At 68.9% G+C, this 14,931-nt stretch carries 17 protein-coding genes; 11 read left to right on the forward strand and 6 right to left on the reverse strand.

Features of this window, described 5'->3' with window-relative positions; translation table 11 throughout:
* The first annotated feature begins 51 nt into the window (after nt 1-51).
* On the forward strand, nt 52-1,449 hold the full coding sequence (locus FXF52_RS37415; RefSeq protein ID WP_148804406.1) for a hypothetical protein: 1,398 nt from the start codon (nt 52-54) through the stop codon (nt 1,447-1,449).
* Nucleotides 1,450-1,869: 420 nt separating this feature from the next.
* On the opposite strand, the gene FXF52_RS37420 is transcribed toward FXF52_RS37415, so the two are convergent.
* Nucleotides 1,870-2,112: a hypothetical protein gene (locus FXF52_RS37420; RefSeq protein WP_148804407.1), complete on the reverse strand. Its 243-nt coding sequence runs from the start codon at nt 2,110-2,112 to the stop codon at nt 1,870-1,872.
* A 50-nt stretch (nt 2,113-2,162) separates the two neighbouring features.
* Here FXF52_RS37420 and FXF52_RS37425 point away from each other — a divergent pair, with 50 nt between their 5' ends.
* Together FXF52_RS37425 and FXF52_RS37430 are read left to right on the forward strand one after the other, a co-directional pair.
* A complete protein-coding gene (locus tag FXF52_RS37425; protein ID WP_148804408.1) occupies nt 2,163-3,239 on the forward strand; it encodes a hypothetical protein in 1,077 nt (358 codons plus the stop codon).
* Between the two features lie 243 nt (nt 3,240-3,482).
* Nucleotides 3,483-4,547, forward strand: a complete 1,065-nt coding sequence (locus tag FXF52_RS37430; RefSeq protein WP_148804409.1) for a hypothetical protein — start codon at nt 3,483-3,485, stop codon at nt 4,545-4,547.
* 274 nt (nt 4,548-4,821) lie between these two features.
* On the opposite strand, the gene FXF52_RS37435 is transcribed toward FXF52_RS37430, so the two are convergent.
* Nucleotides 4,822-5,256 (reverse strand): hypothetical protein, encoded by a 435-nt coding sequence (locus tag FXF52_RS37435; protein WP_148804410.1) that lies wholly within the window; start codon nt 5,254-5,256, stop codon nt 4,822-4,824.
* A 117-nt stretch (nt 5,257-5,373) separates the two neighbouring features.
* Here FXF52_RS37435 and FXF52_RS37440 point away from each other — a divergent pair, with 117 nt between their 5' ends.
* The 5 genes from FXF52_RS37440 (at nt 5,374) to FXF52_RS37460 (ending at nt 8,848) form a co-directional block, all read left to right on the forward strand.
* Nucleotides 5,374-5,934 (forward strand): SMI1/KNR4 family protein, encoded by a 561-nt coding sequence (locus FXF52_RS37440; RefSeq protein ID WP_148804411.1) that lies wholly within the window; start codon nt 5,374-5,376, stop codon nt 5,932-5,934.
* A 169-nt stretch (nt 5,935-6,103) separates the two neighbouring features.
* Nucleotides 6,104-6,442: a DUF6193 family natural product biosynthesis protein gene (locus FXF52_RS37445; protein WP_148804412.1), complete on the forward strand. Its 339-nt coding sequence runs from the start codon at nt 6,104-6,106 to the stop codon at nt 6,440-6,442.
* Between the two features lie 201 nt (nt 6,443-6,643).
* Nucleotides 6,644-7,489, forward strand: a complete 846-nt coding sequence (locus tag FXF52_RS37450) for a hypothetical protein (RefSeq protein ID WP_148804413.1) — start codon at nt 6,644-6,646, stop codon at nt 7,487-7,489.
* Between the two features lie 256 nt (nt 7,490-7,745).
* Nucleotides 7,746-8,171 carry a hypothetical protein gene (locus FXF52_RS37455; RefSeq protein ID WP_148804414.1) on the forward strand — a complete coding sequence of 142 codons (426 nt, stop codon included), beginning with the start codon at nt 7,746-7,748 and terminating at the stop codon, nt 8,169-8,171.
* 182 nt (nt 8,172-8,353) lie between these two features.
* On the forward strand, nt 8,354-8,848 hold the full coding sequence (locus tag FXF52_RS37460; RefSeq protein WP_148804415.1) for a DinB family protein: 495 nt from the start codon (nt 8,354-8,356) through the stop codon (nt 8,846-8,848).
* A 158-nt stretch (nt 8,849-9,006) separates the two neighbouring features.
* Here FXF52_RS37460 and FXF52_RS37465 read toward each other — a convergent pair whose 3' ends face one another.
* From FXF52_RS37465 to FXF52_RS43600, 3 genes are all read right to left on the reverse strand, one after another.
* Nucleotides 9,007-10,272 (reverse strand): HEAT repeat domain-containing protein, encoded by a 1,266-nt coding sequence (locus FXF52_RS37465; protein WP_187413945.1) that lies wholly within the window; start codon nt 10,270-10,272, stop codon nt 9,007-9,009.
* Nucleotides 10,273-10,475: 203 nt separating this feature from the next.
* Nucleotides 10,476-11,141, reverse strand: a complete 666-nt coding sequence (locus FXF52_RS37470; protein WP_255472763.1) for a response regulator transcription factor — start codon at nt 11,139-11,141, stop codon at nt 10,476-10,478.
* Nucleotides 11,138-11,986 carry a sensor histidine kinase gene (locus FXF52_RS43600; protein WP_255472764.1) on the reverse strand — a complete coding sequence of 283 codons (849 nt, stop codon included), beginning with the start codon at nt 11,984-11,986 and terminating at the stop codon, nt 11,138-11,140. Before FXF52_RS43600 ends, FXF52_RS37470 begins: the two co-directional genes overlap by 4 nt.
* 112 nt (nt 11,987-12,098) lie before the next feature.
* Here FXF52_RS43600 and FXF52_RS37480 point away from each other — a divergent pair, with 112 nt between their 5' ends.
* From FXF52_RS37480 to FXF52_RS37490, 3 genes are read left to right on the forward strand one after another with little or no spacing between them, the layout of a single operon-like run.
* Nucleotides 12,099-12,812 (forward strand): ABC transporter ATP-binding protein, encoded by a 714-nt coding sequence (locus FXF52_RS37480; RefSeq protein ID WP_148804419.1) that lies wholly within the window; start codon nt 12,099-12,101, stop codon nt 12,810-12,812.
* Nucleotides 12,809-13,558 carry an ABC transporter permease gene (locus tag FXF52_RS37485; RefSeq protein WP_148804420.1) on the forward strand — a complete coding sequence of 250 codons (750 nt, stop codon included), beginning with the start codon at nt 12,809-12,811 and terminating at the stop codon, nt 13,556-13,558. Before FXF52_RS37480 ends, FXF52_RS37485 begins: the two co-directional genes overlap by 4 nt.
* The gene (locus FXF52_RS37490) at nt 13,555-14,199 is read left to right on the forward strand and encodes a hypothetical protein (RefSeq protein ID WP_148804421.1); all 645 of its coding nucleotides are present in this window, start codon (nt 13,555-13,557) and stop codon (nt 14,197-14,199) included. The genes FXF52_RS37485 and FXF52_RS37490 overlap by 4 nt, the downstream gene beginning before the upstream one ends.
* Before the next feature lie 213 nt (nt 14,200-14,412).
* On the opposite strand, the gene FXF52_RS37495 is transcribed toward FXF52_RS37490, so the two are convergent.
* Nucleotides 14,413-14,931, reverse strand: a 519-nt coding sequence (locus FXF52_RS37495; protein ID WP_148804422.1) for a zinc ribbon domain-containing protein, incomplete at its 5' end; no start/stop codon positions are given.

Here is a 14,931-nt window from a genome sequence, read left to right on the forward strand (position 1 = left end):
AAGTAGTGCGTCGGCATCGGCTCTGCGGCTGAGCACCCACGATCGGTAGCGATGTTCAAAAGGCCCAAGCGTCGGCTGGACACGAGTAAACGCGTTCGCCCGGACCGGCCTCGCGTTGAGAACTGGGTGAACCGAGGTTGCCGGGCCCAGCTGGGCATGGTCCACTGTTCCGCGCGTAGTTACGGGGGGTGCGGTGGAATGCCTGGTACGACGCCTCTGCCCTGGCAGGCGGGTCTCTGGGTGGCGGGTTGCCTCGAGCGTCTCGCACCGTACGTGCGAGCATGCGGCACGCCACGAGCGGCCGCGTTTTATCGGGACAGCGTCGACGCGTTCTGGACCGGACACGGCGAGCTCGCCGCGCCCGACGCGGAGCGGATCGTGGCAGTCGGGGCGAAGCTCAGCGACCTGTACGAGGACAGCATTGAGGCGCAGATCTTCGGAGTTGTCGTCGGAGCGGCCGAGGCTGCTCGGCAGCCCACCGCTGAGCCCATGGAACAGCTTGCCGCGTGGACGGTGAGCCTCTGGTCGGAGCTGGGGCCCGATGACGACGACTGGGGAGACCGGGAGGCGCAGGCGCAGCGGGACACCCTGGCGATGACGCAGCAGCGTCCGGCGGAGGCGGCGGCCGAGATCCGGATTGTTTCCGCCCGGCTCGGTGCCGAATGGGCGGCCGGGCTTGCCGACCACGGCCTGCTAAACGCCGACCCGAAGCGACCGGAGATCGTGATACCCCCGCACGATTTGCCGTACCGGGTCGGTGACGTGGTGACGGTGTCGTGCCCGTGGACCCCCACGGTGACCACGCGCCGCGGCCGGTACCACGCGGCGGTGCGCTGGCCCTGGGCCATACTCGATCCCGACTCGCGGTACCGGCCGAGCGGCACCTTCGCCTTTCCCGTCGACGAATCAACCGAGCCGTGGTGGCCGTATCAGCTGCGCCCCCCGGCAGCCGAGCTCGACGAGGGCGACCGGTGCGCGGTCGGCATACCGCCGATCCGGTGCTACGTGGTGCGGTACCGCCGATACGACCCGCCGATGGACGACGGCTTCCTGCCGAGGTGTACGGCGCGCATCGCGCTGCTGCCGATCGGCAGCGGCTACGCGGATGCTGCGGACGTGTGGCTGGAGCGCGCTGAGCCGATCGAGATGAAGCTGCTGCACCGCCCGTATGGTGCGCTGCGTTCCGGTGACGTTGTCGACGACGCGGACGGTCGCCGGCTGCAGTTCGTACCGCCGTTCCTGTTCTACGCCGACGCTGATCGAGTGCGGCCGGCGTGGCCACTGGCTTTGGTAAGGCGGAACGGGGCCACCCCTTCGCCGGACGCGGTCGACGCCGTCGCCACCACGACCGCCTACGGCAGTCATCCCGACGAAATCGAGCGCTGGCTCGCCTTGAGCGAGGTGCCGTACACAGCCGCAGTCGCCGAAGAACTCTTCGACGAAACCTGAACCGCCCACGAGAGCAAGCAACCGACACCCGCGCTGGTCGACGCGCACCCGACACCACTCCGGTCATCGGTTCAACAATCAGGCGCCCGCGCATTGACCAAGATCAGGTGCACGCTCATGCCGCCGGGCTTGCGCGGCAGCCTGCAGAGGCGGTCACGCGGCGTGACGCGTACGCAGGCTGCCCGCTGCCCGCTGCCCGCTGCCCGCTGCCCGCTGCGCGCGCTCGTGCCGATGAGCGGATGTGGCTGAGAGAGCGCTTGTCGCTTCGGCGGGAGATGTGGCGGGTCTCTGGCGGTTTCTGTTCTGTCGCATCAGCGACCGAACGGCCGGAGGTATCCGCGGAGCCCGGAATCCTGGGAGTGTCCTCGTGTGTCGGTCGCAATCCACTATGGCCTTGGAGCTGACCCAGAGGAGAGCGACCTACTGGTCGCCGGGCTCGGCGCGGCAGGTGACAGGGTGGACCGGGGCGCTGGGCGGGGCGCTCGCCGGGGCGGCCAGGTGGACGCAAGCCGCCATCTTCGAGACCACCGTGGAACTGCGGCCGCCGTTGCCGACGGCCACCGACCTGGTCGCCCGGACCTTGGACGCCCTGGGTACCCGGACCACCGAGTTGCGGGCCATGGTCGGCAGCGCCGCCATGAACTTGAACCCTGCCGTCGTCACGGTGACGCTGTCGGAAGATGGCGGGAGGGGTTATCGCCACCGTCCGTGGCGTGGCCAAGGAGGGCCTGATCCGACAGCGGGCGGGCGAGAAGGCGGCACGCCGGGTCGGGGAGCAGCTGACGGGCTCGTTTGTGGTTCGAGGTCGGGACGGGCATCCTCATGCCGTGGAGTGGACGGACGACCTGAGTGTGCGCCTTGCTCGCGGAACCTCGGTGCGCGCTCTTGTCGCGTATCTGCGGGCGGCCGATGAGGAGGAGACACGCCGTCGCGATGTCCTTGCCGTCCTGACCGAGCGGTTCGCGCTTCCGTTCGATGATGCACGGCTGGCGATGGACCGTGTCGAGGGCGGAATCGTTCGTGCCGCGTCCGGCAACCCTGCCAACGAGCCGGACCCAGTCAAAGACCCGTTGGCGTGGACCTCCTACCGGCTCGAACTCGGACTGCCCGTCGGCGATGATGCTCCTGGATTATTGCCGGAGCAGCAGGCGTCGGCGCAGGCTCTGCTGGAGCGCGCGAGGCGTGGCCAGCCCACGCACGGCACCGAGGACGTCGCCGTAGCGCTCGAGGTCGCACGCTTGGCAGTCGCGTCCCAGGAGCCGGATCGGACGCGCTTTCACCTCCTCCTGGAAGCAGCGACGTCACTATCGGTCGCCGCCGAAGCGTGTATCGCCCGGTTGGGGCGGCAGCCTTGCGCCCTGGAGGGTTCCCAGGAGTGGGTCGACGGTGTCGCCCTCGCTGCAGCTGCTCGCCAGGTCACCGCGACGTTCGCTGCCCAGCCCGACGCGGAACTCGAGGAGCGTGGCCTCGCACTGGTGGGACGCATCGTCACCCGCCTGCTGGGCCAATGCCACGCCTTCGTCGGACGAGCGATGATCGACTCAGCCCGCTGCATCCAGCGAAATGGCGATCCCGACCGGGCCGCCACCCGCGCCGAGGCCGTATTGGCCGACTTCGCGGCTCTGCTCGACCGGTTCGAGGTCGACGCTCCCTTCGACGAGCACATCATCGCCCTTGAGTACCTGCTGGACGCCGTCGAGCTCATCACCGAGGTGAGAGGCAACTCCACCGAACTCGACGCTCTACGCAACCGGACCAAGCACGTACTCGACCGCTCGTTGACGGACTGAACCCAACCGGTACCAGCAACAACGGATTCCCGGTCACGAGGCCGGGACGCTGGCCGACCGCATCCACCGCACGGCGGCGTGGTCAGCGACACGGAAGGTCATCACCGTCATCACGTGTCCACCGCCAGACACGGACATGCCGCCGAGTGTGCGCGGATCTGCCGAATTGAGGGCGTTGGTCGCAGTCTCTGCTGGTTTTCGGCACGGGAGCGACTCCCTGAGACCGAACGCTAAGATCGCCGGATGCTGTTCAAGGCGGACCTGGGTAAGCGGGTCGACAACCTGGTCGGCGCGGTGGACGGGCGCGACGACAAGCGGTTCTTCGCGGCCCTGCGGGGCATCGTGGGCGCCACGCCGAAGGCGCGCCCTGACGAGGTCGACGCGGCCCTGGCCAGGTTGACGTCGGTGCTCGCCGAGATCCCGCTCGGGATGGGCGGCGACCTGGCCCAGATTGCCGGCAGCATGGCGGACTACGGCACCGACGCGGCGGTGGTGGTGCCGACGCTCGTCAGGCGGGCCACCACCGCGATGGAGCAGGCGGCACGCTTCGCCGAGTTGTACGGTGCGGCGTTCGGGGATCTGCCCAACCCCGATGATGCGGAGCAGATCGGCCCGACGATCGAGCGGTTCGTCGAGACGGCGCCCAACCGGGGGATGGCCCAGCCGGACGCCTATAACCTGGTGCAGGCGTGGTTCTCCGGCGGCAAGTGGGTTCAGCCGGTGCTGTACCTCTCGCAGCGCAAGGACGTGCGGGCCATGCTGCCCGAGCGACCGCGGCTCACCGCCGCCATCGACACCACGCGTGAGCACATCGGCACCGCGCATTGGTTGTACGGGCTACTGCTTGTCCTAGACGACGAACCGCTGGTCGTGCTGCACCGCGCGACCCGACGCGGCTATCGGGTGACGATAAGCGGCATCGGCGACAACTTTCAGCTGCACACGCTCCTCGCCGCCGCCCTGATCGGCGACGAGGCGCAGGGCCTGGTGCCCGGTCAACGGCCAAGCGCCGCGGAGATCGCAGCGGCCTCCGACGGCGAGGACCTGACACCGGCAGGCGGCATTCGAGGCAACTTCAACCTGGTCGACGCCCACGGCGAATGGATCTGGAACGAGGGCCGCCCCGCGGACATCCCGAAGCTGGAAGGAAAGCGAGTCGTCGTCATCGATCCGCCGCCGTACCCGCGGAGCTGGAATGCCGGCCGGCCATACCCGTTGATGCGCCCGACGGTAACCGTGGATGGCATGCTGCCGGCCGATGAGGCCGCGCATTGGCTCGATCTGGTCAAACCTTCGCAGCGCGGGTAGGCCCTCACACGGTTCTGGCCTGACAGCGCCATGAACCCTCGCAGGGGTGGCTGGCTCCACGGGCACCGACGCCCGCCAGTTGAGCTGCCGAGTCTGTGCCGTCTCAAATGATCGAGGCTTCGGCTCTGCCGCCGACCGGGCGTCACTCTACGTGACACGTGAGAGGCGGCGTCCGGTGCGCGGTCGTGCCGACGTGAGTGCATTCGTGGCTGGTTGTAATGGCCAACGCCCTGCCGGTGATCCCTCACGGCAGGCCTGGGAACGGCGCAGTGCTTCAGACGCAGACCCAGCAATACAGGTGTGCCCGGTCGGCCCGGGCTTCTCGGGCCAACATGGCGAACTCGCGGAGAAGATCCTTCAAGGCGTCTATGTCCTCTTGCTGGACACACCCAGTCGTCTCGGCCCACGGCGCCGCAACCGCTGTCAACTCCTCGGCAGTTGCCCTGGCGAGTGCATCGCGCAGCTTATCGTTGAGGGACAGGACCAACTGGTGGTCATTATTCAGTGCGGCAATGACGCGCAGAAACGGCGCCCGTTCACAGATCGCGTTGAGGCTGACGCCGGTCAGCAGCGACTCGACGTCGACGAGACGAAGCGGGTCGAGCCCTTTCAGTTCCAAGACCAAGAGTTCGCCGTCCGGCCCGTCCTCGATCATGGACGCCGCCTCGTCATCTGAGGCGGCAACGAAGTAGTCATAGAGCACGCCCATTGGTCGATCATGGCAGGTCACGCGTGCATCCGCTCATGCCTAGGCCGTCGAATCCACTGCAGGACGGTCGACTCTGCCGGTACACCGTGAAGCAAGGACCGTGGTATCAACGGCGGCATGAACACCGAGTACGCCCACCCGGACGACCTCATCGAACTCCGTACCGCCTTCGGCGTGGATGACGCTGGCGAATCGGCTCTGGGCTGGGCAGGGGTGCACGCCTTCGAAGCAGAGCACGGCATCGTTCTGCCGCAGCCGTACCGGACGTTCATCGCCGAGATCACGGACGGATCCTTCTCCGGACCGCCGGACTACGGTCTTGTGGGCGTCGCGGAGATGCCCGACGACTGGAGCGACGGCAGTCTGGTCCGAAACCTGAGCGCACCCTTTCCGCTTACCGAGCGGTGGCTTTGGGAGGACGATCCCCGGCCCTACGAGGAGATCGAGCCGCTGCTCGACCCAGTCTTCAATCATGGATCGGTCGTGCTCGGCACGGACGGCTGTGGGATGTACTGGCACCTGATAGTGACCGGCCGGCATCGCGGCCACATCTGGAACATCAGCGGTGAGGGTGCTGTTCCGTTCGGGGCGGAGTTCGGTTACACCACCGCCAGCCCGGGGTTCGCCGGGTGGGTACGGCACTGGGCAGCTGGCAAGCCATGGTTCGACGCCTCCTGAGAAACGTACTGTGCCGCGACCGTGTGCGCGAGCTGGCCGCATGCCCATCACTGTCCGTAAGCCGGGCTCCTCATCGGCCGCGCCCCACGTGCGGCTCGTGCCGAGTTGAGGGCGTCTCCGCCGACCACGAGCCCTCAAGTCGTGACGTGGCAGGTGAAAGGATGCCTCGATGGAAGACACGTCGAAAATTGACGAGACTTGGCGCGAGCTCGTCAACGACGCGCCCGGCTGGTGGTCGGGTGATCCAGTGATCAGGGCCGCCTATGAACACCCGACTCTGCGCGCGCTCTTTCCCTTCCCCACCCATGGAACGCTGCGGTTCTACAGGACGGCGCCGCCACCGTGGCCAACCGACCCCGCCGATCAACTGCCCTTCATCGTCTGCGGTGGCCCTCCGTATCAGATCTTCACCGCGGGCTATGGCCAGCTTGTTGGTGAGGCCAACGCAGCGGAGGAAGCCGTGACGCTCCTCGTCGCGAGCCTGCCTGACCCGGCGGCATCTTCCTGATCCGACGCACTGATTGCGCTGCGGCTCGCCTGCGATCGTCACGCTCCGTGCATTGCTCTGGCGACCCGATCTCCGGAATCGGTGCGCGCTCGTGTCGATGTCAGTGCGTTGGATCCGCTATCGCTAAGCGGCAGTCTGGAAGATCGAGTCCGGTCCAGCCGCGGGCGCCGAATCCGGGATTCGCCCGTCTACCCTGTGCGAATGCCTTCAGCGAAGTCGCTCCTGCTGCTCCTCGGGGCGGCGCTGCTCGCGGTCGTGGGCGCACTGTTCGGATCCCCCTGGGTGGCCGGTGTCGGCGGTGTCGTGGTGCTGGGCGTTGTCGCCGTCCACCCCGCGGTGACCTGTCCCGCCGTGCCCCGGTCGACGCGCCTGCTACTGCAGGGGGGCCTGCTCCTACTCACCCTCGCGGGCGTCGTGGAGTTGTGGGGTTGGGCGGCATCGCCATTCCGCGGGGCCCCACCGAGCGCAAGCGAGCTGATCGCGCTGGTGACCGACCCGGCATGGCAGCGGACGCAGTTCCTGCGACAGCTAGCCGTGGCTGGCTGTCTGATCCTGGTCTGCGTCTGCCTCGGCGTTGCTATTGCTCGGCTGCCACGGGAGCGGCTGCGCCGAATCGGTCGGGCCGTGCCGATGGTTGGGGTGTTCACGCTGGTCACCCTGGTGTTTCTCGCCCTCCTCCCATCGGGGCTGACCGCCCTGCTCGGCTCGTTCACCAATGTGGCCGTGACGGCGTTGCTCGTGCTCGGCGGGTATGCCTGGGTCATGGGCCGCGCGGTCCGCCGCCATGGGACCGCCCCCTCGATCGCGGCGGTGGGCGCCACGGTGCTGGCTACAGCGGCCTGGCTCGCGGTGGACGATGCCTGGCGGAGTCGGCCGGAGCCGCGCGACAGCGACCCGTTCTACCAGGCGGGCATCAGCGTGTCCGTGGCCTTCGAGACCGGGCCCGACGTCGAGACCGCGTTCGCCGTCGCGGCGCTGCTACTCGGAGCCGCCCTGACCGTGCTGGCCTGCGCAAGCCTCAGCACGGCCGGCAGCGAGACGCGCTGAGGCCGGATCGGTGGGCGTCGAGCCGCGCCATCTGCTTCGGGCTCAGCCACAGCTCTCGCATGGCCGTCGTCTCACCGCGCTGCGATCGAGGTGCCAACCGTCAGGCGATGAAGCGCTACGTCTACGTCGACGGGTCGCAGGAGCCATGGTGCTGGGTAGGTCGAACCTGCCGGAACCATCGGAAACGCCCGGCCATGCCGAGAACAATGCGCCCCCTGTCGCGTGAAGGAACGTCCGGTCTCGCTACGCTGCGCCCGTGGCTGATTTGCCAGCGACGTGGTGCGTTCCGGTCATACGTGCGGACTTCCGCGACGACGGTGTGTGGGAGCAGCTCAAGGCCGAGATCGTCAGCCCCACGGAAGAGGGCTTCGTGGCCGGTGTCGAGTTCGTCGAGGACCGAGCGCTTGTTGGCCTCAGCGAGACGGCAATCGCAGCCGGCTATCCTCGCGCCTACCCGCGTCAGTACAGGCACCCGATCGTGTTCGTCGTCGACACCGTCACCGTCTCGCTGCCGGAGCGTCCCCTGCTCGTTGTCAATCTGAACGAAGGGGACGAAATAGGTCCGTTCAGGACACTGCCACGGCAGGTCCAGGCGATCGAAAACAACTTGTCGATCGCGAACATGGACTTCTTTGAGTTCGCGCGGTCGGCAGGCTCGGACGGCGTCTTTCGGGGCTTCTAAGCGCAATGCCGGCCGGCGCATCGCCGCACTCGGATGCACTGGTCTGCCGCGATCCGCGCTACGCAGCGTCACGCCGAGCTGGCCCGGTGGCCTTCCGTGCCGATGAGCGGGAGCCTGGTCGGAACCGCTCAGACGACATCCGCGCCCGCCTCGCCTCGATGACGATCACGTAAGGTCGGGCCATGATCGAATCCCAACGCGAAGCCGTGCCGCGCAACGACGGTGGCGAGCTCGACACCGCCCTCGCCTTCTTGTCCTTCGCTCGATCATGCGTGCTGAAGAAGGTCGCCGGCTTGAACGAGGAGCAGCTGCGGCGCCGCCTGGTCGCTTCCGACACCACACTGCTGGGCCTGGTCCAGCACTTGACCGACGCCGAACGGTACTGGTTCGGCTACACGCTCGCCGGCGACCCGCGCTACGCCGACGTGGACTCCGACATGGTGGTCGAGCCAGACCGGTCCCCAGATCAGATCATCGCCGGCTACCGGGCTGCGATCGCCGACAGCGACGCCCACATCAGCGCAGCCGCTGGCCCGGACGTCCTCACCGCGCAGCCGGTCGGTGACGCGCCTCGTACTCTTCGCTGGGTGCTCGCCCACATGACGAGCGAGACCATCCGGCATGCCGGTCACGCCGACATCCTGCGGGAGCTTACCGACGGCGTCACCGGTCGGTAAGAGATCGCGACTCGGGGCCGCACCCCATCCGGCAGCGTCGTCGAGCGCTCGGAGACCACCGGCCCGAAAGGTCGGCCAAGTGACGGTGAGGAACGTACTGATCTGCCGCAGATAACGCGCGTCTGCGGCAGCCGGGCGGTCAGCTGCGGCCAGCGTTATCAAGCCTGCAAATTGGGGGCGGAGCCGGACTCACGATCGGCGTCGCTGTCGCACCACCGGGTCATCGCCGTCTGGTCGTCGGGCAGGTTGTAGGCGCCCAGCAGCATACTGACCATTGCGCCGTCGTCCAGGATTCCGCTGCGTTGCAGCCCGGCGATGGCGGTGCGCTGATCGGCGCCCAGCTCGGTGAAGGCGGTGCCGTCTGGTATCGGGCCGTTGGGGAAGGCGGTGTCGAGGGCGGCCCGCAGCAGCAGGTAGCGGTCGGTGTCGTCAGCTGGCGCGTTCAGCCGGTCGACGAGGATCTGCACCCGGTCCGGGGCGACTACCGCGTCGAGGTCTCGGACGGTGAGTGCGGCGAACGTCGCCATGTCACCGTGGAGGAACGGCCAGTACGGGACAGGACCGACGGCTCCGAACAGGCAGGCGTACAGCTCCTCGATCAGCGGCCGGTCGGGGCGCGACACCAGACGGGCCAGCCCCAGCACCGCCGACCAGCGCTCTCCCCGGTTGTCGCTGCCGAGGCGGGCCGACAGCGCGTTGACGAGTTCAGGATCGTCAAGGCTGCCGCACAGTCCCGCGGCCACGGAGGCGGTCGCTGCGACCATGGGCTGCGGTTCAGCGCCGATCAGGCGGGCCAGGGCCGGCGTGATTGACTTCCGCTCTTCGGGGAACCAGGCCAGCAGGTGGGCGGCGTGTAGCCGTACCGGGGTCTCGCTAGAGGCCAGGGCCGCGAGGTATGCGGGCACCCCGGCCCGCACCGCGTCGTACGCCGCGATCTGCCACCGCTCGGCATCGCGGTCGCCCTCCACGTCGGAGAACTCGTTGCGGCGCGCTCGAGCCCGGCGCTCGTGGTCAGTATTTCCCGCCGCCGCCCAGTCGGCCTGCTCCCGTTCCAACTGCGCCCGCGTGAAGTGGGCCCGGCGCTCTACTTCACGCCGCGCCTTCGCCACGTTGGGGCGATCGATCAGCCAGGAACTCTCATCCCCCAACGCGACGGCCGCCAGCACCTGACAGGCGGCGAAGCGGTCCGGCGCCTTGGGATCAGCGACGATCTCGACCAGGAACGGCGCCGCGACTGCGCTCGCCTCGTACCTCGAGCCCTGGTGCACCAGCAGGTCCAACAGTCCCTGGTAGGCACTGCGGCGGGCCTCCCGGTCGCGCGAGCGCAGCCGGCCCAGCAGGTCGGGCACCTCCACCGCCGGCCCGTACGCGTGCTGCACCGAGCCCCAGTCGACCGCATCCCATGATCTCTGTCGTCGCCACACCGGCAGCAGACTAGGGCTTGTGCCCCTCGCCGTCCGCCCCATGGCCTCCGTGAGAGGCCGGAAGTCCATCTCGTCTAGCTCCGCCCGAATCATGCCGCTGAGCGCGCGGATCTGCCGAATGTGCGTGTGGTCGTGCGGCAGGGTCGTCTGACGACGTTCAGGTATCGGATCACACCGGCACGAGTCCATCCCCACGTTCGGGCTCAGCGGCGTGGCCGCACCAGCCCCGCGTCGAACGCCGCGATCACCAACTGTGCCCGATCCCGCACGGCCAGCTTCGCGATCAGGTGGGTGATGTGCGTCTTCACCGTCTTCACCGAGATCGCGAGGGCAGTTGCGATCTCGTCGTTCGACAAGCCGCCGCCGATCAGCGTCAGCACCTCAACCTCACGGGCGGTCAGCCGCCGCAGTGCCGGCGTTGGCCGATCGGGGCGGGGTGCCGCGACGTAGTGCGCGACGAGCCGGGTGAGGATCGACGGCGCGAAGAGCGACTCACCGTGATGGGTGCGGCGGATTGCCTCGATCAGCTCTTCGGGGCGGGCGTCCTTGAGCAGGAAACCGGACGCACCCGCGCGCAGCGCGTCGTAGACGTACTCGTCGAGCTCGAACATGCTCAGGACCAGGACGCGGGCGGCGGAGAGCGCCGGGTCGGCGCAAATGCGGCGGGTGGCCTCGATGCCGTCGAGGTGCGGCATCCGGACGTCCATCAGGATGACGTCGGGGCGGGTGGTGCGAGCGCGCGCCACGGCGTGCCCGCCGTCGCCGGCCTCGCCGACGACGGCCAGGTCCGGCTCGTTGTTGATAATCATGGCGAGGCTGTGTCGGAGCAGCGCCTGGTCGTCCGCCAAGAGCACGCGGATGCCGCTCACGCCGCGTCGTCCCGGATCCGTGCGGTGAGGCGAAAGCCCGTTTCGACGTGCTCCGCGGACAACGTGCCGCCGAGACTGCCGACCCGCTCCCGTAACCCGGTCAGCCCGTGTCCAGCACCCGGCGATGCCCGCCATCCGTCGACTGACGGGCCGCTGTCCATCACCGTGACCACCACGTATGTTTCGTCCCGATGCACCCGCACCCGCACGTCCGTCGGTCCTGCGTACCGCGCCGCGTTGCTGAGCGCTTCCCGCACGGTCTTGCAGACGGCGACCTGCACACCCTGCGATACCGGGCCGAGCGGCTCGACCGCCAGCCGCGTCCGAAGCCCTGCGAGCGACGCGCCGTGCACGATGCCGGGCAGGTCGTCGAGGTTCTCCACCGGCGCGCGGCGGCTGGCGGCCGACGGCTCCCGCAGGACCGTGAGCATGCGGCGCAGCTCAGTTGTCGCGTGCCGGCTCGCGTCCTCGATATCGGTGAGCGCCGCCTCCACCTCGGCGGACTTGGGTAGATGCCGGGTGGCCGCCGCGCGTACCGTGATCAGACCCAAGCCGTGCGAGACGATGTCGTGCAGGTCGTGGGCGATCCGCAACCGCTCGGCGAGCACCGCCTCGGACGCGGCCCAGGCGGTCAGCCGCGACTCGTAAGCGATTCGGTCGGCGCGTGAGCGCCACACCGCCCATACCGCGGTCGCGACAGCGGTGCCGACTATCAGCGGCGGCAGCACGACACTGAGCGGGCTCTGCGCGCCGACCGTACACATGGCCATCGCCAGCACGCTGATCACCGCGGCGGCCACCGGCACGGCCCTGGACCGCCCGGTGGGGCGCGGATGGGCGTTCACCACCACGACTGTAGTTCTCAGACCAGGGTCTGACGGTCCACGGACCGACTCGGGCGTCGGGATCCGAGAGCGGTCTGATGTGCGAGGGGGGTAAGGCAGGTTAACTCGGTTCATGATCACGATTGATTGCGTCAGCAAGACCAAGAGCGGGACGCGGATCCTGCACGACGTTACCTTCGAGGCCCGACCCGGCCGGGTCACCGGCTTCCTCGGGCCGAACGGAGCCGGAAAGACGTCGACGCTACGTATCCTGCTCGGCCTGGACCGCCCGGAGAGCGGGACCGCGCTGATCTGCGGGCGCCCGTACGGGAAACTGGACCGCCCGCTCACCACGGTCGGCGCGCTGCTCGACGGCAGTGGCGCGCACCGGGCCCGCACGGCCCGCGCCCACCTACGCTGGGTAGCCGCCAGTAACGGCCTGCCGGACTCCCGCGCCGACGAGGTCCTCGAGGTCGTGGGCCTGACCCGCGACGCGCGCAAGCGCGCAGGGCGTTTCTCCCTCGGCATGAGCCGCCGGCTCGGGCTCGCCACCGCGCTGCTCGGCGACCCTGAGGTGCTGGTCCTGGACGAACCGGTCAACGGCCTCGACCCGGTCGGGATCCGCTGGATGCGCGCGTTCCTCCGAGACAGCGCGGCGCAGGGCCGCACCGTCCTCCTCTCCAGCCACCTGATGGGCGAGTTGGCCGAGACCGCCGACGACGTCGTCGTGATCGATAAGGGCCGGATCGTGACGCAGGGCGGACTGGCCGACGTCACCGGCGACCATCCGACGCTCGAGGACGCCTTCTTCACGCTGACCGCTACCGAGGCGGATCGTCCGTGGTGAGCCTGGTCCGTGCCGAACTCCGCAAGCTGCTCGGCCTGCCCACCGCCTGGGTCGGCCTGGTGCTGGGCACGCTGATAGCACCCGCGGTCGTTCTGCTGAACGCGCCGTACATCCGCCGAGCGATCACCGCCGGTACCCTCACTGACCCGTCCGACCTGGGCCTACGCGACCTGGGTATCGGGCTGATCGGCCCGATGATCCTCGGCGTGATCGTGGTGAGCAGCGAATACACGTCCACTGGTCAGGATGCCCCCGGCGCCCGCCAACTCACCGCGACGCTCACCGCGGTTCCCGACCGGCTACGTCTGCTCGTGGCGAAGACCACCGCGCTGGTGCTGACCGTCGCGGCACAGGCGGCGGTCACCGCAACTGCCACACTCACCCTCACTCAGGTGCTGCACGGCGAACACGTGCCGGCACCCGCCCCGACCCGGGTCGTCGCCGCGATCCTCTACTGGGCGCTGACCGCACTACTGGCGTACGCGATCACGCTGATCACCCGCAACGGCATCGTGCCGCTGACGCTGCTGATCATCAACAGCTCCGTCGTCTCCGTGTCATACCTGCTGACGAAGGTCACCGACCTCGCCTCCTACCTGCCGGACATCGCCGGCACGCAGATGTTCCTCCGTGACACCGACTTCCCCGTCGAGATCGCCCCGGTGACCGCTGGCCTGGTGATGACGGCCTGGATCGTCGTGTTACTCGCGATCGGCCTCATCCTGTTTCAGCGGCGCGACGCATGAACACCGCCCGCGCTGAACTGCGCAAACTGCTGACCCTGCCATCGCTGCGCCGGACCGCGCTGCTGACCTGGGCCGCCACCCTGCTACTGACATACGCGTACGCATCCGCTGAGTCCCGCGGCGAGCCACTCGGCGACCCCACCGCCCTGGCCCCGCTCGGTTACACCCAGGCCGGCTTCCTGGTGCTCGGGGTGCTGGCGGCCGCGTCCGAGTACCAGGAGGGCGGCCAGATCCACACCACGCTGCTCGCGATGCCCCGGCGCCTGCCGCTGCAGGCGGTGAAGGCCCTCGCACTGGCTGCGGTGACGCTCCCGGTGGCCGCTGCGACGGCGGCCACCAGCACCCTGCCGGCCAGTGGGGCCACGTGGATGCCGGCCGCAACCGCGTACCTGACACTCACCACGCTGCTGGCGGCGGCAGTCGCCGGTGTCGTCCGTCGCGCAGTGCCCGCCGTGATTCTGCTGCTCGGTCTGTACTTCATCGCAGGCCCGCTGCTGCGGGCCCGGCCCGGCAGCCTCGCCGCCGCCTACCTGCCGGACACCGCCGCCCTCAACCCGTCTCGCGGCGCCGCCGCCACGATCATTTGGACACTCTCCGCCCTAACGCTCGCCGCTCTCACTTTCCACCGCCGCGACGCTTAATTAACACCCCGCTCGGGTCAGCGAATCCGCAGTTTCCGGGCCCCCACCGAGGCGTCGACGAATGGCTGGCAACCACGAGATTCATCATCATGATCCATCGAAGCGGCACCCTCATCTGTCGCGGTCCGCGCGCTACGCAGTTGCGGCAAGTCGGCGCCGTCAGCGCCCGGACATGCCGATGAGCGGAACGCCTTCCGGGCGAGCGACTCCCCACTACCGGGTGGTGGTGGGGCGGGCCTCCGCGGGCCAACTGATCCTCGCCGCCGCATGTGGGCGGCGGGGGTCACGCCGGGACTGGCCGGCACCGGGGAGGTGTCGGCCGGCTCGACGGTGCGTGACCACCTCGGGCAGCACAACAGCTGCTGGGGTGGTGGGTCCGCCGCCCGGGGTGCGGGTGGCGATGATGGCGGCCGCGATCAGGTCGCGGTGCCCAGAGAATGCGCAGTGCGGGCAGGTCAGGGTCCGGCCGCGGGGTTTCGGTACCCGTCGTAGGCAGGCGGGGCAGGTGGAGGAGGTGCCGCGTTCGTTGACGGGGTGGACGGTGATGCCGGCCTGGGTGGCTTTGTCTTCCAGGACCTGCATGAGGCGGCCGATCTGCCATTGTCGTAGCCGCAGGTTGTGCCGCCGCCCCGCATCCATGTCCAACACGCTGCGGGGGTCACCGACCTTGAGCACACCGACCCGCTGTTCTACGGCCCAGGAGACGACCTGGCGGGCGGCTTCGTGCTGGGA

The sequence above is a fragment of the Micromonospora sp. MP36 genome, from assembly GCF_008119785.1.
GTDB lineage: Bacteria > Actinomycetota > Actinomycetes > Mycobacteriales > Micromonosporaceae > Micromonospora.